Below are 24,355 nucleotides of genomic sequence, written 5' to 3' on the forward strand. Positions count from 1 at the left end.
TAACCGTTATCAATCAATGAAATAATACACCTCTTGTTCCTGCGTGTCAAGAGGGGAAAAGGCGGGGGTGTTTATAGTGTTCGTTCCAGCTGATCGACCATTCCGTGGATCGTATCAAACCCCGATTGCCAAAAGTCTTCCGATGCCATATCGATTCCCAGCTTGGCGAGGATCGTCTGCGGTGACTCGGATCCGCCCGTACTCAGCAAGTCGAGATATTTCGGCACGAACGAGGCCCCTTCTTTCTGGTACATCTGGTAGAGGGCGAGCACCAGGAGGTTGCCGAAGCTGTAGGCATAGCAGTAGAACGGGCTGGCAAAAATGTGCGGAATGGTCAGCCATTCCCATTGGAACTCATCCGGGACCTTAATCCTTTTTCCAAACTGCTGTCGCACTTCAGCCAGATAGGTCTTGGCTAGATCTCTCACAGTTGACCCCTGAGCTATCATCTCATGGGCCTGTTGCTCGAATTGGACAAAGTAAGCTTGTCGGAGGACCGTGGCATAGATGTCGTCCAGTTGGTTAAGCAGGAGTCCCTGTTTCACCTTCTTGTCCCGTTCCTGGTTTATGAGCGTATCGGACAGGATACGTTCTCCGAACACCGAGGCAGTTTCTGCCAGCGGAAGAGTGGAGTGGAAGGTAAAGATAGAATGCTGCGCCGCCATCATGCCGTGGACCGCATGGCCGAGTTCATGGGCCATCGTCGTGATGTCACGCGCCTCTCCGGTGAAGTTCAGGAGCACGTAAGGGGCCGTGCCTGGCACGACGCTGTAGCAGTAGGCGCCCCCGATTTTCCCGGGCCTGGTACGCGCATCGATATGTCGTTCAGCCATGACCTGTTCTGCCAGACTGGCCAATTGAGGAGAAAATCCTCGGTAGGCGTCCAGCACCAGTCGGGCTGCATCCTGATAGCGATAGGATTTCTGTTCTGTGCGATATGGCGCATAGATGTGATAGCGGCTCATCGGATCGATCTTGCACAGGCGAGCTTTGATATGGAAGTACCGCTGGAAGATGCCGGCGTTTTTCTGGCAGACCCTCAGGAGTGAGGATACGGCTTCATCCGGAATGTCGTTGCCGAGGTTACGGGTGGTAATCGGGGAGGCAAACTTGCGCAGTTGCACATTTTCTGCTTTCCAGTCGTTGACCAAAGTCTTGTAGATTTCGCCCAATAGATCGTGTTGATCGGCATAGACACGATAGAGCTCTCGATAGGCGGCTTCACGCAGTTGCCCTTGCGTGTGGCGGAGGTAGGCTGTCAGTTCCTCGCGTGTCATCGTCATCCGTTTACCCTTGACGGTGAGCGTGAACACGAAACTGTTCGTGACGACGTCGTACAGCGAATGAATTGCGCTTCGGCCTGTGATGTTCTTGATATTGACGATCTTCTCTTCTGGTTCAGAGAGCGTGTGGGGTTGAAACCGGCGAATGGTTTCCAGGTGGTAACGAAACGTGCCGGTTTCTGTCATGAGCCGGCGTGCGTTACCCTCATCGACGCTCTGCCACCAGAGATCGAAAAATACCATTCGGTTCTGAAGCGCGATGATCCGCTCCTCGACCTTCGTCTTAAACGAACGAGCGGCGAGGTTTTTTGTATTTTCCGAGAACCAGAGATAGGCATAGGCGCTGATTCGTGACGAGGCAGCTGCGATGTCCTCGCTTAGTGTCAGCAGGGGATGAAAGGCGGATACCTCCATGGTCGGGCTGAGGTAGGCACGCGCAGCCTCAAACTGCGCTACTTTGGTTTCGATTTCTTCTGCCAGGGTCTCGAATCGTTGAACCGGGTTTTCTGCCAGTTGTGAAAGGTCCCAGCGCTCAGCATAGGTGAGCCGCTGCCGTTTTGAGGAAGAGGTATTGGGAGAGGTCGAATGTTTCCGGCCGATCTTCACTGGCATGGGTCGCATCTCCTTCGTTTCGCCTTTAGCAGAATGCTGAAAAAGTCACTCTTCTCACCCGCCCGACCCCGGCGCGCAAGGACGCGCCTCTTCCCATGCATCGTTCTCGCCTCGAAAGCATCCTCAACGTAGCCCATCGGGACAGAACTACGTTAGCAGTTCGGGGCGGGTGGGTGAGAAGATTACGCCTCCGGTGCTTTCGTTAGCTGCGGCCTTGCTGGACGGACTTTTTGAGCATCCTGCTGGGCCACATATTCGGCCTTGTTCGCTCATGATCATACCATTCCCACCGACGAGGCTGCAGCGTTTTTCACTAGCTCCGGCAGAATCTTCCACTGCGGGCGCATTCTCGGTATGATGCGTCAAGCATGACGGGAGATCCTATGACCGATCAAGAACTGAATCGAGCAGTCCAATATGTCACGGCCAGTACCTCTTATGGGCGTGACATGGTGGCCGAGATTCTTAAAACAGGGCTGAGCGAAATGACATCGCTCGCCATGCAATCGTCAGAACAGTTCGAACGGGACGTGTTGTTGGAATACGTATCGCAGTGGACGATCAAGCGTACGGGTCAACCAGAACCGTTAGTGAGGGAAATTCTCGGATGCGCGAGCCGATGGCTGGATGAACTGTATGAAGAAATTGCCAAGCGTCAGCCGGGAGCTCTCGGTCTTTCGTCTGATGATGATGACGATGAAGGAGCGGAGGCGGTATAAATCGGATGGTTGCGCTGGTTTTTTGAGGGTCTGTCTGGTTTGTTTGGTTGAACGAAACCAACCAAATCAACAAAACAAACCGAATCAACTAGATGAACCAGAGGCAGGCAGCGAGCCTTTTAAGAGCTCCAAGTTCTTTGTCACCATCGCGTCGCCGTTCTTCGTGGACACGTCGATGCCGGTGGCACAGACGGTTCGGCATTCGTCGATTCGACCGAGTTTGTGGAGCGACTGGGCCAGGGCGTAGTAGGCGGCTGAATAGGTGGGCTTGACTGTGACGCATTGATGAAGGGCCTTGGCCGCCTCTTCGAAGTTGGCGTCTTCCATGTAAGCTTTCCCGAGACCGAACCAGGCGACCTCGTCGTTTGGATCAATCATCAGAACTTTCTTGAGGGGTTCGATTCGTCGGTTTGGCATCCTCTCTCCTGGTCGAAACTTGATCCGCCGACCGTAACATGCCTTTCCGCTCGTTGTCTACGCGCGTTGCTGCGTGATAATCTATTCTCCTCGATCACGAGGATACGTCTCACCCTTCACGCCTGACGCCTTACGGAATTTGTCATGGGGAAAACAGGACTCGTCTACGATCCGCGCTGTCTCGACCATGACATGGGGGCCGGGCATCCTGAATCGCCTGGCCGGCTGCGTGCGATCATGCAGCAGTTAGGGCAGAGCGGGACAGCAGCTCGTCTGGTTAAGATTGAACCACGGGAGGCTGAAGATGAATGGATTACGGAAATCCATACGCCCTCCTATCTGGCAATGCTGAAGAGTCACGCACCGACGAGCGGACGGGTCTCGCTCGATCCCGATACCTCAATGTCTCCCAGTTCGTTGACTGCCGCCTATCTGGCAGCCGGAGGGGCATTGGCTGCGGTCGATGCGATCATGAAACAGCAAGTAGACCATGTCTTCTGCGCGGTGAGGCCGCCGGGGCATCATGCTGAAGCAGGGCGGGCGATGGGTTTCTGTCTCCTCAACAATGTCGCGATTGCCGCGCGCTACGTTCAGAAAAAGTATGGGCTGACGCGTGTGTTGATTATCGATTGGGATGTGCACCATGGCAATGGCACGCAGCACAGTTTTGAAGACGATCCCTCCGTGCTGTTTTTCAGCACCCACCAGTATCCGCACTATCCTGGCACAGGCTGTGCGACGGAGCGGGGCCGGGGGGCGGGAGACGGATTGACGATCAATGTTCCGATGGAGCCTGGCGAAGGCGATGAGGAGTACCGTGCCGTCTTTCAGAAGTCGCTAGTCCCGGCCGCCGACGCCTTCAGGCCCGACTTCGTGATTATCTCTGCCGGCTTCGACGCCCACAAAGACGATCCGCTCGCAAACATGGAGTTGACGGAAGCAGGCTATGCAGACCTCACCGGCATCGTGGCAGGCATTGCCAAACGCCATGCCGGAGGGCGGATACTCTCGTCCCTCGAAGGCGGGTACCATCTCACCTCGCTGGCAGCCTCGGTCGATCGCCACATCCAGGCGCTCTTGGCGGCATGAGGATAGTTGTCAAAGCTCTGCTCGGTTGTGGTCTGGCTGCGATTCTGACTTACGTCTATTACACCGAGATCAAGCCGGTGGTGATTTTCGGGTTGCGCTCGGATTATGCCCATGCGATCCCATTTCAGAGGATTCCGGAGGGTCTGACGAGCTTGAAGGCTGAATCTTGTGGCCAATGCCATCGCGAGATCTACGACGAATGGAAGACCAGTATCCATGCCCATGCCTATGAGGATCCATTCTTTCAGGCCTACTGGAAGAAGGACAAGAATATTTGGGTCTGTTTGAACTGCCACACCCCATTGGAAAATCAGCAGCCGACGTTGGTGAAAGAGATCCCCCGAGGGCGGGTGGAAAAGGCGGCCCAAATTCCTAATCCCCGGTACGATCCCGAGTATCAGAAAGAATCGGTGAGCTGCGCAGCTTGTCATGTGCGGGACGGAGTCATTTACGGGCCCTTCGAAGATTCCGCCGCGCCACACCCGACGCAATTCGATCCGAATTTCAGGACCGCGCAAGTCTGTCAGCGTTGTCACAATGTCGTGTCAGGACCGGCCCAGTTTTATAACGTGGGACCTTGCGGGACCTATGCAGAATCCGAAGGCAAGTTCTTCATGCAGGAACGGGGCTTCATTTGCCAGAGCTGCCACATGCCGGAGATCGATCGGCCGGTTGCAGCGAATAGTCCGATCCGACGTGGACGCCGGCATCTCTGGCGTGGCGGGCATGACCCCGATATGGTGAGGCGGGCGGTGGCGTTGCAAGTCAAAGCCGATATTGCTTCGCCTAAGCCGGGCGATCGGGTTGGATTTACGCTCACGTTGGTCAATGCAGGCGCCGGCCATAAGATTCCGACCGGCGATCCCGATCGATATTTCACTGTGGAATTTAGCGTGGAAGATCAGCAGGGAAAGGTGCTGGATCACCAAACGTCGACGATGGGCCGCTGGATCATGTGGCAGCCGGCCATTGTTGAGTTGTATGATAATCGGCTGATACCCTTGGCCAGCCGTGAATACCGGTTTGTGTACCAACTCCCGGCTAAGGCAGAGGACTTGAAAGTGAAGACCTTGGTGCAGTACCACATCCTGACCGACAAGCAACATGAGATGTTGCGGACCAAGTACGGGCTCACGGGGAACGACCCCTATCGATTCGTCGTATACGAGCGTGAGTTCCCGCTGTCCGGAGATCTCGGAGCGGCATTGCGCCGCGAGAGCCTTCAGCAGACAGCCGTCAGCCGTCAGCCAGTAGAAACAAGCTGTCCGCTGAAAGCTGACAGCTGATGGCTTTTTCTGGAAGGAACGACATGATCCACGACTTGCTGATCGATACGGATACTCTTCAGCGGAGGCTGGGACAGCCTGGTTTGGTAGTTCTCGATGTACGTGGGCGGGCAGCCTACGAATTCGGCGGCCATATTCCAGGTGCGGTCCATTCGACCTGGCATGAGTACAGCGATCCGAATGCCGTGCCGAAAGGATTGCTTGACCCGGATCCTGGACGCATGGAACAGAAGATTCGCGCCTTGGGCATCAGTCACGACAGCGATGTGATCATCTACTCCAATCCGTTCGACAACTGGGGAGACGAAGGCCGCATGTTCTGGATGTTGGAGTATCTCGGGCATACGCGACTGCGTATTCTCGACGGGGGCTGGGTCAAGTGGGTGCAGGAAAAGCGGCCATTCGAGCATGGGTCCGTGACACCCGAGCCAGGGACCTTCAATATCAGGCCGGTGGCTTCCGTGATTGCCGGTAAAGAAGAACTGAAACACCTCGTGAAGCAGCCGCATCCGAACACCCTGATCATCGATGCGCGTAGCCTGGAGGAGTATCTTGGGAAAGAGGTGTCAGGGATACCACGACCCGGCCACATCCCTTCTGCGATTCATGTGGCTTGGAATGGGTTTCTTCAAGCGGACGCCACGTTGAAAGATCTTCAGGCAATCACAGAGAGTCTCCTGGACAAAGGCCTCACACAAGACAAAGAGGTCATTTGCTATTGCACCGGCGGCGTCCGATCAGCCTGGCTGTACTTTGTACTTAAGATTGTAGGATATCAGAAGGTGCGTAACTATCCGGGGTCCTGGTGGGAGTGGAGTCGGGATTTTGCCTGCCCCGTGGAAAAAGATGCCAAGGGATTGCAGCACATCCTGAACGTCGATCCCCAAGTGAAGCCTTCTTGACAGTGAAAAAGCGGCTGTGTAAGGTGAAGGGTATTACATAATTGTGGGACCTTCCCCTGCTGGATGAACCTTAACCCCCCTGAGGAGGAATCTATGAAGAGGAAAATTTATCGAGGAGCGCTGGTCGTGGCGGCGGTAGCTGCCCTTGTCGGCTTCCCGCTGTTCAGCGGGCTCGCCCTTGCAGCGGATAAGCACGCGGGTGAAGCCTTGGAACATGCCAAGGAAGCTGTGGCTCATGGCAAACAGGGACATGCCGATGCTGCCGTGCAGCATTGTCAGGAGTCACTCAAGCATGCCGGGGCGGTAGGGAAGAATCCGCATGTCGATGAGGGAATCAAGCATCTCAAGGAATGCGTCGAGCATGGCAAGGCTGGTCATGCAGATGTCGCTACGCAACATGCCGAAGGCGCGGTCACCCATTTGTCCGAAGTGAAGTAAATCATTCCGTCCGAGATTGGTGTTGAACGGGCAGGGGCAACCCTGCCCGTTTTATTCTGGGGATGTGACGATCATGCTGGTCGGGTTTTTCCAGTTCTCTCCACGGTTCGGCGAGGTGTCTCACAATCTCGATAGGGTTGTGGAAACGCTCGACCAGGCTGACGCCGATCTGATCGTGTTGCCGGAGCTATTCGCATCCGGGTATCAGTTTGTGTCACAACAAGAAGCGTTGGCATTATCAGAGCCGGTGCCGGATGGGGCAACCACAAGACGGCTCATAGACCTTGCCAAGCGGCGCCAGATGGTGATTGTCGCAGGCCTTCCCGAGCGCGCCGGGGGCGTGTGTTATAACTCCGCCGTGGTCGTCGGTCCGTCCGGGTTTATCGGCTGTTATCGCAAGACACATCTCTTCTTTGAAGAAACGCTCTTCTTTACCCCTGGCGATACGGGATTTCAGGTCTGGGATATCGGACTGGCCAAGATCGGGGTGATGATTTGTTTCGATTGGTACTATCCGGAGTCGGCTCGCACGTTGGCGCTCAAGGGGGCAGAGATCATCTGCCATCCTTCGAACCTCATCCTGCCCAATTGTCCGGACTCCATGCCGGTTCGGTGTCTGGAAAATCGAGTGTTCGCAGTCACGAGCAACCGCACAGGCAGCGAAGCACGAAGCGGAAAGGATCAGTTGACATTTATCGGAAATAGCGAAGTCGTCGCTCCACGTGGGGCCATTCTGCATCGTGCATCCCGAGACCAGGAAGAGCTCTATATTACCGAAATCGATCCCGCGGATGCCCGAAACAAATCCCTTACACCCTACAATAACCTGCTCCGCGACCGACGCGAATCCCTCTACCGATAACTGGTTGCACGGGTTTGTGTGGTCTGTTGGGTTTGTTTGGTTGAATCAGACGAACTAAATAAACCAAATAAACGAAACCAACCACATGAACAGTCTGCTCGCTTCGCTTGCGCGGCATACACCAGCGCGGTAGGATATTAGCCATGAAAGCTCCACTTGCCAAAGGCGTCTTTTTGATCGCAGCACCGTCCTTGCGCGATCCGAATTTTCGGCAGACGGTGGTCTTGCTCTGCGAGCATGGAGCAGAAGGCGCGCTGGGTGTCGTCGTGAATCGCCCGACGGCGATGTCGGTCTCGGAAGCGTTACCTCAAGTGCCGATCCTTGAAGGTCAACAGCACGTCCTCTTCTCGGGAGGGCCGGTGCAAACGAACCAGGTGATGATGCTCTATCGCTTGGATCAATTGCCTGAGAACTCCCATCATGTCTTCGATGGGGTCTGTCTGGGCGGGGATACCGACATCATCGATCGTATTTTGACCACCAGCGAAGGGCGCGAGGCCTTTCGCGCCTATATCGGGTATTCCGGCTGGGGACCAGGGCAACTGGAATCTGAAATGCAGACCGGCTCCTGGTTTACTGTTCCGGCAGATCCCAATGCTGTCTTTGCCACAGATCCTGCACGTATTTGGCCGGATATGGTCAGCGCCATGGGCGATGAATATCGTCATTATGCAGACATGCCTCTCGATCCCTCCTTGAATTAGCAGGATGCTGAAAAAATGGCGGGGAGTGGCCAGATGCCCTTCTTGCTCGCAGAACGCGCACGATAAGAATGTGCTCGTTCGATGCGCGCAGTAAAGGGCAGCCTTGGCCACTCCCCTTAAGGGAAGTGTAAAGAGTCAGAGATTCTCGCGCGGCCTTGCTGACGGCCATTTTGAACATCCTGCTGGAGACTCCGCCCTTCAGAAATTATTCGCGTGTTTCTCCTCCTCTCCCGTTCCGTTGCAGCCGACTTGTGCAGATGTTACCCTGCCTCGCATACAGGTGGCTTCTCTGGAGTTGTACTAGGATGGTGAGACGGCTTGGCTGTTTGGTGGGGACGATCCTACTTGCATACGTCTGCTCCGGGTGCGGTGTGCTGTACACCATAGTGAAGTCGGAATCCAAGCTCGACCGGCTTTCTGTGCCCATGACGAAAGCCGAGGTTATCGAGCAGGTTGGTCGGCCGGACCGCGTACTGCGTGACGATGGCCATCTGCTGGTCTGGGAATACTCCCTCACGGCCCGTAACCAGTGGCTGTATGAGCTGGCACTCTGTCCCATTTCAATCTGGATCGGCGGGTGTATTGTCTATCCCTTCACCAACATTGCCGCAGAACATCAACGCGAATATCCACACCACATCGTACTGGTAAACGACGAACTCTGTGCCTGGGGCACTCCTGCTGCCATTTTACAGAGGCGTCGCGCCTGTGCGGCATCCGGCACAACCAGCCTTGGATCTGGCGGGATGCGTGGACGTCCTGAGCCGGTTGTGACCGGCGTTGGCCCGATCAATCGTGACACGATCGATCGTTATCGGACAATGGCCGTTATGGTGTTCGAGGATGCGCCGGATGCACAGGGATCCGGGTCGCGCGTCGCCGGGATCATGACGACCTTACTACTGGATCTTGATATCAATATCGTTGAGCGAGCCGAGCTAGACGAAGTATTCAAAGAGCAGGTTATCCAACTGCAGCATGCCGGCGATGCCGAAGTGCTGAAAGTGGGGCAACTCGTTGGGGCGCAGGCTATTGTGGTGGGTGAAGTGCAACAGTGGGAGCGATCAGAAAGCGATCAGCTCAACCGTGTGTCACTGGCTTTCCGAATGATCGACGTCGAGAGCGGCGTGGTGTTATTCAATGGGGGAGGATACGGTTCAGACCCCACGACCGATGATCCCGAAGGCTTAGCCCGCGTGATCGCGAATCATATTCTCTCTCGGTTCGGCTCGCAAACGGGATTGTTAGGGTCCGGGCGGATCGGAGTCAACTGGGAGCTACAAGAATTAGGCGGTGCTCGATACTATCTTGTAAGGGAACTGCGCGGTGGGTTACCGGCCGAGAAAGCGGGCCTCAAGGTGGGTGACAGGGTTGTTGCCTGTAACGGCACAGTATTATCCCGCGTGTCATCAGAGCGGGAAGCGAAACGACTCTGTCAGGTCGAGGCAGGGCAGACACTTCAGTTGGATGTGCGTCGCGCGAATCAGCCGATTGAGGTACTGGTTACCGCTGAAAAGCGCCCAGGGCTCTAGAAGACGTTAGCAAAGGCTCCGTTCGGGTGAAACAAAAATGTCATGAATCCACGTTGTCAGTAGCCGACATGAGCGCATCTGCTAGGAATCGTCCGGTGTAAGATGCCGCCACCTTGGCTACCTGTTCTGGTCTGCCTTCCGCTACGATCTGCCCGCCTGCTGCGCCGCCTTCCGGTCCTAGGTCGATGATCCAATCGGCGCATTTGATGACATCGAGGTTGTGTTCCACCACCACCACAGTATTGCCACTGTTCACCAGTTTCTGCAGCATCGCCAGGAGTTTTTTGATGTCATCGACGTGCAGGCCAGTGGTCGGTTCGTCCATGATGTAGAGGACATGAGGGGACTGGCTAGGGGACTGGCTCCGGCTCTGCCGGTGCCTGTCCCCGTTCGCGCGAGGAAGGGGGACAGCCCCTTGTCGAGGCAGCCCCCCATTCGTGAGTTCCGCGGCGATTTTCAACCGCTGGGCCTCGCCGCCTGAGAGGGTCGTCGCTGACTGGCCGAGCCGTAGATAGCCGAGTCCGATGGACGAAAGGAGATGGAGCTTTTCGGTAAGCTTGGGCGAGCCGCTAAAAAATCCCACGGCCTCGTCGACGGTCATCTGGAGGACATCGTGAATGGTCTTGCCACGATAGTGAATGGCGAGCACATTCGGCTTGAACCGCTTTCCATCGCAGGCTTCACAGGTGGCATAGATGTCCTCAAAAAAGTACATCTCAAGCTTCTCCACGCCGCTTCCTTCGCACCGATCGCATCGGCCACCAGTGGTATTAAAGGAGAATTGCCCTGCAGTGAGGCCTTGCCGGAGCGCTTCACGCTCAGAAGCAAAGAGAGAGCGAACCTCATCGAACGCTTTCAAGTACGTAATTGGATTCGAACGAGGTGTTCGGCCAATCGGTTCTTGGTCAATGAGTTTGATGCCAGTGAGGTGCTCAATCCCCTTAATTGCCCGAAACCGACCCATGGGCAGTGATTCGATACGAAAGGCACGGGCGACTGCCCGGTAGAGTGTCTCTTCAACTAGTGTGCTCTTGCCGGACCCTGAGACGCCGGTCACGCAGACCAACATGCCGAGGGGAATTCTCACAAACAGCTGCTTGAGGTTATGCTCGCAAGCTTCTGCAATAACAAGAAATTTACCGTTTCCTTTTCGCCGTGATCGAGGGATTGAAATTTCATCTTCGCCACGGAGATAGCGCGCTGTGATGGAACGTCGGTCTGCCATGAATGCCTGCCGGGGTGCCGCGCAGATCACTTCGCCGCCCTTCTCTCCTGACATGGGACCCAGCTCGACGAGATAGTCGGCTGCCTGCATCATCTGGCGGTCATGTTCGACCACGACGACCGTGTTGCCCTGGGCTGCCAGCTCTCGCAGGATACCGGCGAGTGTGGCTGTATCACGCGGGTGGAGACCGATCGTCGGTTCGTCGAGGACGTAGAGGGTGCCGACCAGGCGGGCACCGAGTTGGTTGGCCAGGGCTGCGCGCTGGGCTTCTCCTCCTGAGAGGGTACGAGTCTGGCGGGAAAGAGTGAGATAACCGAGGCCTACGCGGAGGAGAAAGCCGAGCTTGGTCGTCAGCTGTCGGAGGATATCTCGAGCGATCTGTTCTTCATAGGGAGAGAGCGCAAGGGCTGTGATCCATGCTGCAGCGTCTTCGATCGTGAGACAAGACAGCTCGTGAATGTCTTTCCCCGCGATCTTCACATAGCGCGCGTCACGGCGGAGGCGAGATTCTTTACAGGTCGGACAGGGAACCGGTGTTCGGTAGCGGCTGAGCATCACGCGCACATGCAGCTTGTAGCGCTTTCCTTCCAAGTATTCGAAAAACTGTTGTACTCCCTCCAGTTTGCCTTCTCCCTGCCAGATTATGTGCTGGATAGGCTGCGGCAGGTCCCTGTAGGGGATCGTGAGGTCGACGCCACGCCGCTTCATGGAGAGGAACAGCTGTTTCTGCCACCAATCGCCACTGGGTTTGCTCCAGGGTTCAATCGCGCCTTGGGCCAGCGACTTGCTGTGGTCTGGGATGACCAGGTCGGGATCGTACCGGAGAATATTGCCGAATCCCTTGCACTCGGGACAGGCGCCAAGTGGATGGTTAAAAGAAAAGAGAACTGGCCGAATCGGCTCGAAGGTTCTGCCACATTGTTGGCAGCGAAAGTCCGTGCTGTAGGGCCTGAGACCCTGGTCGATAACCTCTACTAGGCATAGGCCTTCGCCCTCGCGGAATGCGGTTTCGATCGCTTCGACGATACGAGACCGGTTGTCTTCCCGAATGACCAGCCGATCGAGGACGATCTGGAGATGATCCGGCCTGATTTTTGGAAGCCTATGGGTTTCGTGGAGATCGAGGATCTCCGTGCCGCATCGCACCCTGGCAAAACCGCGGAGCAGGAGTGATTGGATAAAGACCTGCTCCTGCTTCGGCGCCGGTGCTGTGACAGGGAACAGGATCATCGCTCGGGCTTCGTTACAATGGGCGAGGAGATCCTCGACGACAGCGCCGGGGTGAAAGCTACGAGCAGCAATCGCGCAATCTGGGCAGAACGGGTGGCCAATTTTGGCGAATAGCAGTCGCAAGAGATCGGCGATCTCAGTCGTAGTTCCGACCGTCGAGCGGGCGGTACGAATAGGGTTCTTCTGTTCGATGGCAATGGCCGGCCGGACGTTGATCAGCCGGTCGACATCGGGCCGATTGACCTTGTCGAGAAACATGCGGGCATAGGTGGAGAGCGATTCGACATAGCGCCATTGGCCTTCGGCGAAGAGGGTGTCGAACGCGAGAGAGGATTTCCCCGATCCTGACACGCCTGTGATGGCTGTGACCTGGTTGTGTGGAATGCGGAGCGAGATGTTCTTGAGATTATTCTGCCGCGCGCCTTCAACGATCAGATCGCCTGAAGCCTGGGAAGAGACCGTAGTATTGGGCACGAGCAGCCTTTATCTTGAGGCGGAAAAGCCTCATCGTAGCAAGCACATCTAGATAGGTGCAACTTGGAAGAGTCACAAGTGAGAGGAGAAAGGCCCCCCATGTCTTGGAAGGTTGAGGCTCAGCCTGCCAGGACCTAAGCAGGGACAAACTTCAGCGCGACGCCGTTGATGCAGTAGCGTAATCCCGTCGGTTTTGGACCGTCCTTAAAGATATGGCCTTGATGCCCCTCGCAGCGTGCGCAGTGGACTTCGGTCCTTGGGAAAATCAGCTTGTAATCGGTGCTGGATTCGACCACCTTGGGATCGATCGGTTGCCAAAAGCTGGGCCAGCCGGTGCCGCTGTCGAATTTATGCTCGGAGGAATAGGCCGGCAGGTCACAGCCGGCACAGTAGTAGATGCCCGCCCTATGGTTGTCGTGCATGTTGTCGGTAAAGGGACGTTCTGTGCTTTCATGTCGTAGGACCTGGTACGCTCCAGGCGAGAGCAGCCTTTTCCACTCTTCGTCAGTTTTCACGACTTTGACAATCGGACCGATCTCAATCTTGGGCGGCGTAGCCATGGCGTCGCTCCTTTCTGTTTGGTCTCCACCTAGATGGGTCGAGCAATCGAATTCATCCTTACATATGGATTACTTGGGGAGCAAGCTACAGAAATGATTGGAAAGAAACGTGGGACGGGTTGATCCGGAAACACAAGCCGATGCCTGCGCTTCACTCGACACGGTCCATTCATACCGAGGCTTGGGCAGTGCTTGTTCCAAAGCGGAAGCTTTCGTGAGCTGCTACATCGCAGTTAAAGACAGCGGGGAGGACCTCCTCGATTCTTTCCACCAGAATGAAGGTCAGATCCTCACGCACTTCCTGTGGTACCTCTTTCAAATCCTTCTCATTGGATTTGGGCAGAATCACCCGTTTAATGCCGACGCGATGAGCGGCCAACACTTTTTCCTTGATCCCGCCGACCGGCAGGACTAACCCGCTCAGACTGATTTCTCCGGTCATTGCCGTATCACTTCGTACCGCTTCTCCGATGTACGAGGACGCAAGGGCTGTTGCCATTGCGATCCCGGCCGAAGGTCCGTCTTTCGGGATCGCTCCGGAAGGCACATGGATGTGCACGCCGTTGCATTTGAACTTGGAAATATCGAGTCCCATGCTCTCAGCATGGGACCAGAGGTAGCTTCGTGCAGCTCGCGCAGATTCTTGCATGACATCCCCCAACTGGCCGGTGATCATCAATTCGTGGCTGCCGGGGAGCAGCGTAGTTTCGATATAGAGGACATCTCCGCCACTCGGAGTCCAGGCGAGTCCAGTGACGACGCCCGCCGGCAATACCTTGCGTGCTTCTTCCGGCATGAAGCGTTCGGAGCCGAGCCACTCTCCAAGAACATCGGTCTGAATGGTGACTGGTTGTCGTTCCTGGCTTTCCGGCAGATCGGCGAAGGCCAAAGCGACTTTTCTTGTCAGTCGTCCCAGCATCTGCTCGAGTTGGCGCACGCCGGCCTCTCTGGTATACCGGCTGATGACGAGGTTTAACACCACATCCGGCAGTATTGCTTGGCTGGCCTCCAGACCTGCTTCTTTGAGCCGCCTCGGCCACAAATAGCGGCGGGCGATCTCGGCTTTTTCCCTCTCGCTGTAGCCTTGAAGGCGAATGATCTCCATACGGTCCAACAGCGGCTGGCTGATCGTATCCAGCGTATTGGCGGTTGTTATGAAGAACACTTTTGATAGGTCAAACGGGAGATCGAGATAGTGGTCGCGGAATGTGTGGTTCTGCGCCGGGTCGAGAATCTCCAACAGCGCGGACGCAGGATCGCCACGGAAGTCACGCCCCATCTTATCGACCTCGTCGAGCATGAGGACCGGGTTATTCGCGCCGGCTCGCCGTATGGCCTGAATTATGTGGCCAGGGAGCGCGCCGACGTAGGTTCGGCGATGGCCGCGTAACTCGGCTTCATCGTGCACACCGCCTAGACTGAACCGTTCGAACGTCCGCCCCATGGCTCTCGCAATCGATTGCCCCAGACTGGTTTTCCCGACACCCGGTGGCCCGACAAGGCAGAGTATCGGCGCCTTAGCTGTCGGATTCAATTTCAACACCGCCAGATGTTCGACGATCCGTTCCTTCACTTCCTTTATGCCATAGTGATCCTCCTCAAGCACCTGACGAACCGTACTCAACTCTAAACGATCTCCCGAAGCCTTCTTCCAGGGAAGTTCAAGCACCAGTTCGAGGTAGGTCCTGAGGACCTGATGGTCCGGGGAGGTGGGTGGCACCTTTACCAGCCGAGCCAACTCGCGCTCGACTTCTTTACGGACATGATCAGGAAGATCCGCGTCCTGGATCTTCTTTTTGAGATCCGGGATCTCGTTTTCCTCCCCTTCACCCTCGCCGAGCTCCTGTTGGATCGCTTTTAATTGTTCACGGAGGATATACTCTCGCTGGGTCTTGCTCATCTTGGCTTGAGCTTCACTGGTGATCTTGTCCCGCAGCTGTAGAATCTGGATTTCTTTCGAGAGGGCTCCGTACAGCGATCGCAGCAGCTCAATCGTCGAGGAAGTTTCGAGCAGTTTTTGTTCGTCCTGTACGGTGAGATTGAGGAGCGACGCCACGCGGTAAGCCAAGGTGACTGGGTTATCCTCGTTACTAAAGGCTGCCGCCGCTTCCTGGATACCGGGAGCCTGTATCAATCGTGGAAGGTCTGTGACTAAATCCTGAATAGCCCGGTGGAGGGCCTGAACTTCGGTGCCCTCGTCAGTTGGGTGATCCAGTCGCCGGACTTGGACGAGAAGAAATGGCTCAGTCTGTTCGACCTTGAGCAAGGCGACCCGTTCGAGTCCCTGGACGAGCGCTTGGATCGTCCCCTCATCTGACCGTCCGATCTGCTTCACAACGGCTTTGGTACCGATCGTGTATAGGCCTTCGAGCCCAGGTTCTTCTGTCAGGGGGTCGCGTTGTGTGACTACCAGAATCGTCTTCTCTTCTGATTTAGTGGCTGCCTCAACTGCTGCTATCGACCGTTCTCGCCCGACCGTTAAGGGCATCATGATTCCTGGAAACAGGACGGTGCGTTTAATCGGGACGACTGGGAGTTTGACGGCGATGGCCTCGTTATTCATATGGAAGCATCCCTTCGCTCGGTTGGTGAATACACCGGACACCTACAGATAGTTAAACAGATAGTTTCCGACGAGTACAAGTCAAGGGCAGGCATGAAGAGGTAGCTGCGTGGAAATAGTTTGATGTTTTTGGTGTATATTGTTGCGCAGCAGAGAAATTCCAGATAAATGCTGGTAAGGGTCGACATTGCGAGTGCCCTCGATTTAGAAACCAGGAGGATATGAAGACATGGGTAGCAGTGCCAACGCTCGGTTCGAAGCGATTCGGGAAATAAGCAAGCGCGCGCCGCGCAAGTTTGATCCCCCACGCGATGAGCAGGGAAAGCTTCTGCGGGTTTCGGAATTCTACGGGGTCAACACCTTTGATCTTCACAAGATGAAGGAGCAGCTTCCCAAAGAAGTCTTTACGAAACTGGTGCAGACGATCGATCTGGGAAAGAAGCTAGATCGGGACATCGCTGACACCGTGGCCCACGCGATCAAGGAATGGGCGCTCACTCGCAACGTGACGCATTTTTGCCACTGGTTTCAGCCGCAAACGGGAGCCACTGCCGAGAAACATGATGCCTTTCTGAGCTTCGACGATCATAACCGACCGATCGAAGCCTTTTCCGGCTCCCAGCTGATCCAAAGTGAGCCGGACGCGTCGAGTTTTCCATCGGGTGGTATGCGCACGACATTTGAAGCGCGCGGATATACCGCGTGGGATCCTTCGAGTCCTGTGTTCATCATGGAGCACACGAACGGAAGGACGCTCTGCATCCCTTCCGTCTTTATCAGCTACCACGGCGATGCGCTTGATGAAAAGACCGCGCTCCTACGAAGTAGTGACGTCCTTTCACACAAGGCATGCGAGCTGCTTTGGCTAATCGGTGACAGGGGAGTCAAGCGCGTGGTTCCTACCCTTGGCGTTGAGCAGGAGTATTTTCTCATCGACCGCGCCTTTTTTAACCTGCGACCGGACCTGGTGATGACCGGACGGACACTGATCGGAGGCCAGCCCCCGAAAGGGCAGCAGCTCGAAGACCACTATTTTGGGAGCATCCCAGTCCGGGCGCAGGCTTTTATGGCGGAAATGGAATACGAGCTGTATAAAACAGGTGTGCCAGTGAAGACCCGTCATAACGAAGTGGCACCCTCGCAGTTTGAATCAGCGCCGATTTTTGAAGAAGCCAATATTGCCACGGACCACAATCAATTAGTCATGGAAGTCTTACGCAAGGTCGCCCTCCGTCATAATTTCTCGGTTCTCCTGCACGAGAAGCCCTTTGAGGGAATCAACGGAAGTGGAAAACATAACAATTGGTCGATGTCGATCACAGGTAGCGGCCCGGAACAGGATGGGGATAACCTTCTTGATCCGGGGAAAACCCCTCATCAGAACCTTCGGTTTCTCCTCGTCCTGGCTGGAGTCATGAAGGGCGTCTATGCCCATGCCGGGTTATTGCGTGCGTCGATCGCCTCGGCGGGAAACGATCATCGGTTGGGTGCCAATGAGGCCCCTCCGGCAATCATCTCGATCTTCCTCGGAGACATGCTTAATCGTATCCTCGATGAAATCGAACAGGGGACAACGCAAGAACAAAACCCGGAAGCAACCGTGCTGAAGCTTGGGGTGAGCAAGCTCCCCGAAGTCATGAAGGATAATGCCGACCGCAATCGAACGTCACCCTTTGCATTTACAGGGAATAAATTTGAGTTTCGTGCGGTTGGTTCATCAGCTTCGACCGCGTTTCCCGTGACAATCCTGAATGCGGCGGTGGCTGACGGTTTTACAGAGATCATCGAATCTCTCAAGGCGAGGTTGCGAACTTCGAGCACGATCGAGTCCGCAGTGCTTGAGGTGGTGAAGGAAGCCATTCAAGAGACTCATCCCATTCGATTCGAGGGGAATAATTATAGCAAAGACTGGGTAAACGAGGCTGAACGGCGCGGAATCCCAAATCTGCGGAAAACCCCGGAAGCATTGGCAGAATTGACCAAGCCCAAGTCCAAAGCCATGCTTGCCAAGATGGGGATTTTCACCGAGGCTGAATTGGTATCTCGTTTTCATGTCAGGACTGAGCGGTACGTCAAAAATTTGCTCATCGAAATCGATACCCTGTGCTCGATGGTGGAAACGCAGATTCTTCCTGCTGCATACGCCTATCACGGCATGCTGGCTGCTGCCGTGTTGAGCTGCAAGTCCCTTGTGACCACGGCGCCGCAGGCTGATGTATTGACCCGCCTTGGAGGGCTCATCATCTCTCTTCAGACGAAACGAATGGCGCTCGAGGCCTCGTTGCATAAAGTCGAAGCATTGAGCAGCGAAGAAGAGAAGGCGCTGCTCCTTGCTCACGAAGTCACGTTGGCCATGTCCGATGTCCGCCAAGTCTGTGACGAACTCGAATCCATCGTGGCGGACGATTACTGGCCGCTTCCGAAGTATCGGGAGATGTTGTTTCTGTCTTAGGCAATCAGAGGAAGGCGATTCCGTCTGTGGATGGAGAATCCTACCGATTGATGGCGCCAGTCTACCGATTGGCGGTAGGCCTTGATAAGGTGATTGCGGTGACCTTTACACCCATGTCACAAATGCGCTATGAATGAGCACACCCTTTTATGGTGATAGATACTCGTGCAATGCGTCTTTCAGCTGCCTGCCTCAATTCTTAATCCCGACTGCACCACCTCATTGCAGGTTTTCGGTATCGTGCTGGTCGCCGCCTTTTTTTTCGTGAAGCGGCTTTCCCGCAAGGACAAGGACAAGTGACCAGATCCGGACCGCCTCACTCGAAGCCTATCTATATCATCCCTCCCAAAGGGCGACGGGGACGTGCTCTCGACGATTCGACGGAGCAGTTCGTCGAAACTACCCGCATGGGGAACGGCAACTAGCCGCTGCTCCGCTCGGCCCCTAACCTATGGTCTGGGTTGGCGGACTGAAGCGTCGTCTGGCACCCCCTTGGACAATGAGGAATTCATAGAGCCGGCATTCCAAGGCGCCGTTGAAGAGGGGAATGCGTTTGGAAGGGGCAAGGCCGATCAGCTTCGGCATGCGGGCATCACCTGTCAGAACATAGGCGCGCCATCCGGTGAACCGTTGCTTCAACCAGTCGCCGAGTTTGGGGTAGAAGGACTCCAACTCATCCGGTTGGCTGAGACGCACCCCATAGGGAGGGTTGATGACCATCACACCCCCGTCGGCTGGGGCTTCGAGATCGAGTATGTCGCTTTGCTTCAGACGGATATCGATTCCCACACCGGCTCCCTGAAACGTCCGTTGCGCGATCTTCACCATGGCGGGATCATGGTCTGAGGCATAGATGGCTGCTGGCACTGCGCCCAATTGTTTGGCGCGAGCCGCTTCACGTAGCTGCCCCCAGCGTTTCTCCTCATGAACCAGCAGCCGTTCGAAGGCAAAGCTCCGGGAGATGCCCGGCGGGATCTGGCGGGCTATCAAGGCTGCTTCGAGTGGGATGGTGCCGCCTCCGCACATGGGATCGAGCAGGACTTCTTTGGCGGTCCAGCGGGTGAGCCGAAGAATTCCTGCTGCCAGATTTTCCCTCAGCGGTGCTTCGATGGAGACCATCCTATGGCCACGTTTGAAAAGGGGTTCGCCGGAGGTATCGAGATAGAACGTGACGGTACTCTGGTCAAGATAGGCATCGACCTTGATGTTCGGTCGCTCTGTATTAACGCTGGGTCTTTTGTGGCGCGATGCGACGAACTTATCGCAGACTGCGTCTTTGATCCGGAGGGTGAGAAAGTCCAGGCTGGGGAGGGGGCAGCGGCGTGCGCTCACCTTGACCTTAATCGTCTGTGAAGGAGCAAACCACTCGGGCCAGGCGAGCGCATAGGCCGCTCGGTAGACATCGTCTTCCGAACGGTAGGGGCTCTGTCCGACTTCCCACAGCACTCGGCTCGCGATGTGAGACTTCAAATTCACCCAGTACATGGTCGACCAGGGGGCGGTGAAGCCGACGCCACCTTCTGTCTTGGTCGTCGTCGGCACACCAAGACCATGGAGCTCTGCTTCAAGCATAGTTTCCAGACCGCGCGGACAGGGTGCAAAGAACCGTAGTTTTGTGCTATCCATGGTTATAAAAGGGCGAGACGAGCGCGACTCGCGAGGCAGGCGCGACAGGCTTTACTCGTTCCACGAAATACGTCGTTTTTATGAACTACTGCAGCGCTTGCGGTGCTCCGGTTACGAAGAAGGTTCCCGAAGGGGACAACTTGCCCCGGTTCGTCTGCGACACCTGCCAGGCTATTCATTACCACAATCCCAAGATTGTCGCAGGCTGTATTCCGGAGTGGAATGGTGACATTCTCCTTTGCCGCCGCGCGATCGATCCCAAATTGGGTCTCTGGACCTTCCCTGCCGGCTTCATGGAAATCGGCGAGAGCATTGATCAAGCGGCAGCGCGTGAAACCTTGGAGGAAGCGCGGGCTCAGGTTGAGCGTATCTCCCTCTTTGCAGTCCTGAGCCTTCCACACATTGGCCAGGCCTATCTGGTATTTCGAGGGCCGATGAGTTCTCCGGATTTCGGAGCTGGTGAGGAAAGCCTCGAAGTGCAGCTCTTCTCTCTCAATACCATTCCCTGGGACCAGATCGCGTTCCCTGTGGTCAAGGATGTCTTGCGTCGCTATGTCGAGGATGTGACGCGGGGCAAGTTCCAGGTGCATGTGGCGAGCCTGCAGGACCGACTCTGCTAGTTGAGCGCAGGATGCTGAAAGGCTATGGCAACCTGTGAGACGAGCGGGAAAGGCGCGACTGACCAGGTCAAGAGATTCCATGTTATTCTTGTCGCGCCTGTCTCGCTCGTCCCGCCTTTCGCGCGTATTCTGTCAGTTGAGGGTTGGAATTGTGAGAAGAGGCAGGCTGTTGCCTTCGCCACCATGGAGAAAGCGGAACCCATCAGATTCAGAGTAGTCGACTGTGACCCCTTCCATCCGCGGCGTACTCAGCCGATCCACCGTAATCGTGAGGCCATCGACTTCCTGAACCAGGTCGTCAGGTTGGGCGGCTGCTTCTAACGTAATACTGAAGCTGAGGCGTGAATGATCTACGTCCCGCACGGAAATCCGGACGACCGGATCCTCAGGGTGGTTGACTTGAATCGCTTTCAGCTTTGCAATGGCTGCAACGGTGACTGAAATCATGAACGGAGCTCTCTCTGGCGAATGAAGCCGTGAATATCGACCAGATGATCGTTTCGGTCAATGGAATAAAAAATCCGCCAGTCTTCGACCGCATATTTAGAAAGGCCCGGAAGATCCGGTGCAATCGGTTCGTGGCGTAAGTTATCTATGTTGGAGGCGATCCATTTGGTCTTGTCCAGAAGCCGCTGTGCCAGAGAAAGCTCAAGGTGTCCAAGATCCTTGAGGACGGTCGGGCGGTAGGCAAGCCGGTACCAGGCCATGTCGTCCTTACCAGCGGAGGCCGAGTTGATTCGCTATGTCTTCGCCGGATAATCTTTCCCTACTGGAGAGCGCCTCTTTCAATCGAGCGCGCAGGCCATCGCCAAGTTGCAGTCCAAGGTCGGGATCGCCCAGGAGTTCGCGCAGGCGATCGTCGACAATCCCATGTACGAGCGCTTTCAGTTGTTCCTGGGAAAGTCGGGAGAGATCCATACAGTGGAGGATACGGAGACTGGTGCCCAAATGCAACCCGAAGACTATTGAGAAAATCCGCCAGCTTTCTGGAAGATTGCTCAACCTTAACCTCAACCTTAGCCTGCCTCGCCTATTGCGGGCCGGTCTTCGGTTGGAGCTGTTGGATAATCCGGTCTAGCCGGTCTTGATGCGGGGGAGCTACTGTCAGAAACTCAAGGCCAATGCCGGAAGCTCCGGACCAGCGGACTGCGGCGTTAGAAATCAAGATAGGGGTGGCTTCTCCTGGGACATGTAACTGCACGGTCAGCTGCATGCCGGTAAATGGGTGGATCATACTGTCTACGTTGCACCCCTTGACAGAAAGGTTTCGAATGGATCCCGAATGGCGGAACTGGTCCTTGTGCACCAAGGTGCTGGAGAGCGACACTGAGAATCGTGGATACTTTCTGGTGACCATGGCCGTACTGTGTCGGGTCCCTATGAGGCGATGTTGACTTGAGTTCCCAGGAATTGCTCCAGGCGCGCCCGCTCCAGCTCCTGCATCTCAAGAAATTCTATCCCAAACTCTAGCTCCATGATCCACCGGACTGTGGCGGCTCGAATGACAATGGGATCAGTCCGGTCCGGAACCTTGAGCTGCACTGAGAGCAGGGCGCCCTTGTCTACGGCAAGGGCGCTGACGATTTTACAACCACCAATCCCGAGGTTGTAGACGATACCTATCCCAGTATGATCGCCTCCGAATATCGCAGGAAATTCCACCTGATAGCGAGCATGCTTCCTCGGTTTAGTCATGGAGGCGCCTCAAAAGGCTCTGGATCTACATAGGCTTTGCTGCTGGCTCCTGCTGATACAACCTCTGTCTCAGGAAAGACTAATCGGTGAGGGGGAGGTTGTCAAAGAAATAGAGACCTTTGGAAGTGTCTTGTGCCCAGACGTCAATCATGGCATTTGATTTTCGCTCGATGCACTTTTAGAATACCACCATTGGATTCACGTCGAATGCCCACCCTTTCAGGCTCCCGAACAGCCTCTCAGAGGAAGAAGAACAACCGGACGAAGTCCCATGGACTCGACCCCTCACAGAAGCGCCGTTTTCAGACCAGGCTGCTCAAGTGGTACAAGAAATATGGACGCGATCTGCCTTGGCGAAATACATCCGACCCCTATCACATTCTGGTCTCTGAAGTAATGTTGCAACAGACTCAGGTCGATCGGGTGATTCCGAAGTACCATGAGTTTATAGACCGCTACCCAAGTTTTGAAGAGTTGGCCGGTGCGCCGGTCTCGGATGTAAGAAAAACCTGGTACCCACTTGGCTACAACATTCGGCCCGAACGGTTACATAGTATCGCATGCGAGACCATGGAGCGGTATGGAGGCCGTCTTCCGAGCGCAGCGGAGGAATTGCTGTCTTTCAAGGGAATCGGACGGTATACGGCCGGCGCGATTCGGTCATTTGCGTTCAACGAAGATGCGCCGATTCTGGATACGAACGTCATTCGCGTCCTGCATCGAGTGTTTCTGGCTAAAGGCGATCCCAAGACTCAAAAGCCGAAGCTCTGGCAATTGTCGGAATCGTTAATCCCGCGGGGAAAGGGCTATGACTTTAATCAGGCGATTATGGACTTCGGGGCAACCTGCTGTACGGCACGAACCCCGTCCTGTCAGCAGTGTCCCATGAAATCTTTTTGTAAGACCTACCCCTTCGATCAGAAGTCGCGCAGAGCGAAGGTGCGGCATGAAGGTCATTGAAGTCGCTGCCGGTCTTGTCCATCGTGAGGGCCGTTACTTGATCGCTCGACGAGGCCCCGGCGTGCATTTGGCAGGTTTCTGGGAGTTTCCCGGCGGGAAGCGCGAGCCGGACGAAACCCTGGAAGCATGTCTCCGGCGGGAGTTATTCGAGGAGCTGGGAATTCAAATCGACATGCCGATACCATTTCAAGTTATTCGACATGAGTATCAGGAGAAAATTGTGGAGTTGCATTTCTTCCTTTGTCGGATTGAAGCCGGACAGGCAACCGCAATCGACTGCGCGGAAATTCGATGGGTCTGGCCGCACGAGTTGGGGGATTTTGAATTTCCACCAGCCGACCGCCCTATTATTGAGGCTTTGAGGCGAGAAAATTTGGGACAACCTCTATGAAGGTCGTGCTTGATATCGAGACTATTCAAGCGCCTCGTGATGAGTGGGCGCGATTGGTGGGGAAAGTTCCGTCAGGCGACGAGCCAGAACAGTCAGGCGAACGTCACGATTTGTTTACGGTGGGAGCAGCCGAAGCTCAACGGCAGGCTGAGGATGAACAATATGCCAAGTCGGCCTTCGATGGCACGTTCAGTCGGATCGTCTGTATCGGCCTGTTGGAATTTTCTGACCAGCTCGAGCCGCGTGGGGCAGTGGCCTGGTATGGAGGGGACGAGCGAGAGTTATTGCGGCAGTTCTGGGTACGTTTAGCTCAGAACCGTCCATCGCTCTTCATCACCCATAATGGTCTGGGCTTCGATTTGCCGTTCATCAAGAAGCGGTCGATGGTCCATCAGGTCAAGCCGAGTCAGGACATCAATCTTGCCAAGTTTCGTTCTGAACCGGTCTACGACACGATGGCCATTTGGAGCAATTGGGATACGCGCGGGTGGGTGAAACTCGACGTGCTGGCGCGGGCGTTGAACGTGGAAACGAAATCGGGCAGCGGGTCTCAGGTGGCTGAAATGTGGGGGGCAGGACGGGGGCTTGAGTTGGCTCGGTACTGCTTACAGGATACGTATGTGACCTATGCCTGTTATTGCCGGATGAATTTTCGTCAGCCCCTATCGAGTGAAGTGGTGTTGTTGCAGCCGGAATTATTGAATGTCGGCTGAGG

24 protein-coding genes are annotated in these 24,355 nt (G+C 55.5%); 13 read left to right on the plus strand and 11 right to left on the minus strand.

From position 1 onward, the window contains the following. Positions 1–71 precede the first annotated feature (71 nt). On the minus strand, positions 72–1,889 hold the full coding sequence (locus HZB34_11760) for a M3 family oligoendopeptidase (GenBank protein ID MBI5316639.1): 1,818 nt from the start codon (positions 1,887–1,889) through the stop codon (positions 72–74). Between the two features lie 374 nt (positions 1,890–2,263). On the opposite strand from HZB34_11760, the gene HZB34_11765 reads away from it, so the two are divergent. After that, the gene (locus HZB34_11765; protein ID MBI5316640.1) at positions 2,264–2,614 is read left to right on the plus strand and encodes a hypothetical protein; all 351 of its coding nucleotides are present in this window, start codon (positions 2,264–2,266) and stop codon (positions 2,612–2,614) included. An 84-nt stretch (positions 2,615–2,698) separates the two neighbouring features. Here HZB34_11765 and HZB34_11770 read toward each other — a convergent pair whose 3' ends face one another. Continuing rightward, a complete protein-coding gene (locus HZB34_11770) occupies positions 2,699–3,031 on the minus strand; it encodes a tetratricopeptide repeat protein (protein MBI5316641.1) in 333 nt (110 codons plus the stop codon). Positions 3,032–3,175: 144 nt separating this feature from the next. On the opposite strand from HZB34_11770, the gene HZB34_11775 reads away from it, so the two are divergent. From HZB34_11775 to HZB34_11805, 7 genes are all read left to right on the plus strand, one after another. Next, positions 3,176–4,120, plus strand: a complete 945-nt coding sequence (locus tag HZB34_11775) for a histone deacetylase (protein ID MBI5316642.1) — start codon at positions 3,176–3,178, stop codon at positions 4,118–4,120. After that, positions 4,117–5,406, plus strand: a complete 1,290-nt coding sequence (locus HZB34_11780; protein ID MBI5316643.1) for a hypothetical protein — start codon at positions 4,117–4,119, stop codon at positions 5,404–5,406. The genes HZB34_11775 and HZB34_11780 overlap by 4 nt, the downstream gene beginning before the upstream one ends. Positions 5,407–5,429: 23 nt before the next feature. After that, on the plus strand, positions 5,430–6,308 hold the full coding sequence (locus HZB34_11785; GenBank protein MBI5316644.1) for a sulfurtransferase: 879 nt from the start codon (positions 5,430–5,432) through the stop codon (positions 6,306–6,308). 93 nt (positions 6,309–6,401) lie between these two features. Continuing rightward, a complete protein-coding gene (locus tag HZB34_11790; GenBank protein MBI5316645.1) occupies positions 6,402–6,746 on the plus strand; it encodes a metal-binding protein SmbP in 345 nt (114 codons plus the stop codon). 73 nt (positions 6,747–6,819) lie between these two features. Then, on the plus strand, positions 6,820–7,608 hold the full coding sequence (locus HZB34_11795) for an acyltransferase (GenBank protein MBI5316646.1): 789 nt from the start codon (positions 6,820–6,822) through the stop codon (positions 7,606–7,608). A 143-nt stretch (positions 7,609–7,751) separates the two neighbouring features. After that, positions 7,752–8,312 carry a YqgE/AlgH family protein gene (locus HZB34_11800; GenBank protein MBI5316647.1) on the plus strand — a complete coding sequence of 187 codons (561 nt, stop codon included), beginning with the start codon at positions 7,752–7,754 and terminating at the stop codon, positions 8,310–8,312. 305 nt (positions 8,313–8,617) lie between these two features. Beyond that, complete coding sequence (locus HZB34_11805; protein MBI5316648.1) at positions 8,618–9,844, plus strand: PDZ domain-containing protein; 1,227 nt, start codon at positions 8,618–8,620, stop codon at positions 9,842–9,844. A gap of 40 nt (positions 9,845–9,884) precedes the next feature. Here the strand turns inward: HZB34_11805 and uvrA are convergent, their stop codons facing one another. The 3 genes from uvrA to lon form a co-directional block, all read right to left on the minus strand. Further along, the gene (gene uvrA / locus HZB34_11810) at positions 9,885–12,773 is read right to left on the minus strand and encodes an excinuclease ABC subunit UvrA (GenBank protein MBI5316649.1); all 2,889 of its coding nucleotides are present in this window, start codon (positions 12,771–12,773) and stop codon (positions 9,885–9,887) included. Between the two features lie 134 nt (positions 12,774–12,907). Beyond that, a complete protein-coding gene (gene msrB, locus HZB34_11815) occupies positions 12,908–13,333 on the minus strand; it encodes a peptide-methionine (R)-S-oxide reductase MsrB (GenBank protein MBI5316650.1) in 426 nt (141 codons plus the stop codon). A 169-nt stretch (positions 13,334–13,502) separates the two neighbouring features. Then, positions 13,503–15,896: an endopeptidase La gene (lon, locus tag HZB34_11820; GenBank protein MBI5316651.1), complete on the minus strand. Its 2,394-nt coding sequence runs from the start codon at positions 15,894–15,896 to the stop codon at positions 13,503–13,505. Between the two features lie 229 nt (positions 15,897–16,125). Between lon and HZB34_11825 the strand changes: the two genes are divergently transcribed. Then, positions 16,126–18,348 carry a glutamine synthetase III gene (locus HZB34_11825; GenBank protein ID MBI5316652.1) on the plus strand — a complete coding sequence of 741 codons (2,223 nt, stop codon included), beginning with the start codon at positions 16,126–16,128 and terminating at the stop codon, positions 18,346–18,348. Between the two features lie 444 nt (positions 18,349–18,792). Here HZB34_11825 and HZB34_11830 read toward each other — a convergent pair whose 3' ends face one another. After that, a complete protein-coding gene (locus HZB34_11830; protein MBI5316653.1) occupies positions 18,793–19,974 on the minus strand; it encodes a class I SAM-dependent RNA methyltransferase in 1,182 nt (393 codons plus the stop codon). Positions 19,975–20,054: 80 nt separating this feature from the next. Here HZB34_11830 and HZB34_11835 point away from each other — a divergent pair, with 80 nt between their 5' ends. Then, positions 20,055–20,594, plus strand: coding sequence for an NUDIX hydrolase (locus HZB34_11835; protein MBI5316654.1), 540 nt, complete (start codon positions 20,055–20,057; stop codon positions 20,592–20,594). 132 nt (positions 20,595–20,726) lie between these two features. Here the strand turns inward: HZB34_11835 and HZB34_11840 are convergent, their stop codons facing one another. The 5 genes from HZB34_11840 to HZB34_11860 are packed head-to-tail and all read right to left on the minus strand — an operon-like array spanning position 20,727 to position 22,289. After that, on the minus strand, positions 20,727–21,041 hold the full coding sequence (locus tag HZB34_11840; GenBank protein MBI5316655.1) for a hypothetical protein: 315 nt from the start codon (positions 21,039–21,041) through the stop codon (positions 20,727–20,729). Then, positions 21,038–21,301 (minus strand): type II toxin-antitoxin system RelE/ParE family toxin, encoded by a 264-nt coding sequence (locus tag HZB34_11845; protein ID MBI5316656.1) that lies wholly within the window; start codon positions 21,299–21,301, stop codon positions 21,038–21,040. Before HZB34_11845 ends, HZB34_11840 begins: the two co-directional genes overlap by 4 nt. 7 nt (positions 21,302–21,308) lie before the next feature. Next, the gene (locus tag HZB34_11850; protein ID MBI5316657.1) at positions 21,309–21,596 is read right to left on the minus strand and encodes a hypothetical protein; all 288 of its coding nucleotides are present in this window, start codon (positions 21,594–21,596) and stop codon (positions 21,309–21,311) included. A 28-nt stretch (positions 21,597–21,624) separates the two neighbouring features. Then, positions 21,625–21,951 carry a PilZ domain-containing protein gene (locus tag HZB34_11855; protein ID MBI5316658.1) on the minus strand — a complete coding sequence of 109 codons (327 nt, stop codon included), beginning with the start codon at positions 21,949–21,951 and terminating at the stop codon, positions 21,625–21,627. A 20-nt stretch (positions 21,952–21,971) separates the two neighbouring features. Continuing rightward, positions 21,972–22,289 carry a PilZ domain-containing protein gene (locus HZB34_11860; protein MBI5316659.1) on the minus strand — a complete coding sequence of 106 codons (318 nt, stop codon included), beginning with the start codon at positions 22,287–22,289 and terminating at the stop codon, positions 21,972–21,974. A gap of 207 nt (positions 22,290–22,496) precedes the next feature. On the opposite strand from HZB34_11860, the gene HZB34_11865 reads away from it, so the two are divergent. From HZB34_11865 to HZB34_11875, 3 genes are read left to right on the plus strand one after another with little or no spacing between them, the layout of a single operon-like run. Continuing rightward, complete coding sequence (locus tag HZB34_11865) at positions 22,497–23,249, plus strand: A/G-specific adenine glycosylase (GenBank protein MBI5316660.1); 753 nt, start codon at positions 22,497–22,499, stop codon at positions 23,247–23,249. Next, a complete protein-coding gene (gene mutT, locus HZB34_11870; GenBank protein ID MBI5316661.1) occupies positions 23,236–23,640 on the plus strand; it encodes an 8-oxo-dGTP diphosphatase MutT in 405 nt (134 codons plus the stop codon). Before HZB34_11865 ends, mutT begins: the two co-directional genes overlap by 14 nt. Continuing rightward, positions 23,637–24,353, plus strand: a complete 717-nt coding sequence (locus HZB34_11875; GenBank protein MBI5316662.1) for a ribonuclease H-like domain-containing protein — start codon at positions 23,637–23,639, stop codon at positions 24,351–24,353. The genes mutT and HZB34_11875 overlap by 4 nt, the downstream gene beginning before the upstream one ends. Positions 24,354–24,355: the final 2 nt, after the last annotated feature.

The sequence above is a fragment of the Nitrospirota bacterium genome (genome assembly GCA_016219645.1).
Lineage (GTDB): Bacteria > Nitrospirota > Nitrospiria > Nitrospirales > Nitrospiraceae > Palsa-1315.

Excerpts from the sequence above, each read along its gene's own strand:
- HZB34_11845 (MBI5316656.1), bottom strand. The coding sequence starts at position 21,301 with ATGGCCTGGTACCGGCTTGCCTACCGCCCGACCGTCCTCAAGGATCTT.
- HZB34_11795 (MBI5316646.1), top strand. The coding sequence starts at position 6,820 with ATGCTGGTCGGGTTTTTCCAGTTCTCTCCACGGTTCGGCGAGGTGTCT.
- mutT (MBI5316661.1), top strand. The coding sequence starts at position 23,236 with ATGAAGGTCATTGAAGTCGCTGCCGGTCTTGTCCATCGTGAGGGCCGT.
- HZB34_11780 (MBI5316643.1), top strand. The coding sequence starts at position 4,117 with ATGAGGATAGTTGTCAAAGCTCTGCTCGGTTGTGGTCTGGCTGCGATT.
- HZB34_11860 (MBI5316659.1), bottom strand. The coding sequence starts at position 22,289 with ATGACTAAACCGAGGAAGCATGCTCGCTATCAGGTGGAATTTCCTGCG.
- HZB34_11865 (MBI5316660.1), top strand. The coding sequence starts at position 22,497 with ATGCCCACCCTTTCAGGCTCCCGAACAGCCTCTCAGAGGAAGAAGAAC.
- lon (MBI5316651.1), bottom strand. The coding sequence starts at position 15,896 with ATGAATAACGAGGCCATCGCCGTCAAACTCCCAGTCGTCCCGATTAAA.
- msrB (MBI5316650.1), bottom strand. The coding sequence starts at position 13,333 with ATGGCTACGCCGCCCAAGATTGAGATCGGTCCGATTGTCAAAGTCGTG.
- HZB34_11775 (MBI5316642.1), top strand. The coding sequence starts at position 3,176 with ATGGGGAAAACAGGACTCGTCTACGATCCGCGCTGTCTCGACCATGAC.
- HZB34_11825 (MBI5316652.1), top strand. The coding sequence starts at position 16,126 with ATGGGTAGCAGTGCCAACGCTCGGTTCGAAGCGATTCGGGAAATAAGC.
- HZB34_11805 (MBI5316648.1), top strand. The coding sequence starts at position 8,618 with ATGGTGAGACGGCTTGGCTGTTTGGTGGGGACGATCCTACTTGCATAC.
- HZB34_11875 (MBI5316662.1), top strand. The coding sequence starts at position 23,637 with ATGAAGGTCGTGCTTGATATCGAGACTATTCAAGCGCCTCGTGATGAG.
- HZB34_11770 (MBI5316641.1), bottom strand. The coding sequence starts at position 3,031 with ATGCCAAACCGACGAATCGAACCCCTCAAGAAAGTTCTGATGATTGAT.
- HZB34_11785 (MBI5316644.1), top strand. The coding sequence starts at position 5,430 with ATGATCCACGACTTGCTGATCGATACGGATACTCTTCAGCGGAGGCTG.
- HZB34_11840 (MBI5316655.1), bottom strand. The coding sequence starts at position 21,041 with ATGATTTCAGTCACCGTTGCAGCCATTGCAAAGCTGAAAGCGATTCAA.
- HZB34_11790 (MBI5316645.1), top strand. The coding sequence starts at position 6,402 with ATGAAGAGGAAAATTTATCGAGGAGCGCTGGTCGTGGCGGCGGTAGCT.
- HZB34_11765 (MBI5316640.1), top strand. The coding sequence starts at position 2,264 with ATGACGGGAGATCCTATGACCGATCAAGAACTGAATCGAGCAGTCCAA.
- HZB34_11800 (MBI5316647.1), top strand. The coding sequence starts at position 7,752 with ATGAAAGCTCCACTTGCCAAAGGCGTCTTTTTGATCGCAGCACCGTCC.
- HZB34_11835 (MBI5316654.1), top strand. The coding sequence starts at position 20,055 with ATGAACTACTGCAGCGCTTGCGGTGCTCCGGTTACGAAGAAGGTTCCC.
- HZB34_11830 (MBI5316653.1), bottom strand. The coding sequence starts at position 19,974 with ATGGATAGCACAAAACTACGGTTCTTTGCACCCTGTCCGCGCGGTCTG.
- HZB34_11855 (MBI5316658.1), bottom strand. The coding sequence starts at position 21,951 with ATGGTCACCAGAAAGTATCCACGATTCTCAGTGTCGCTCTCCAGCACC.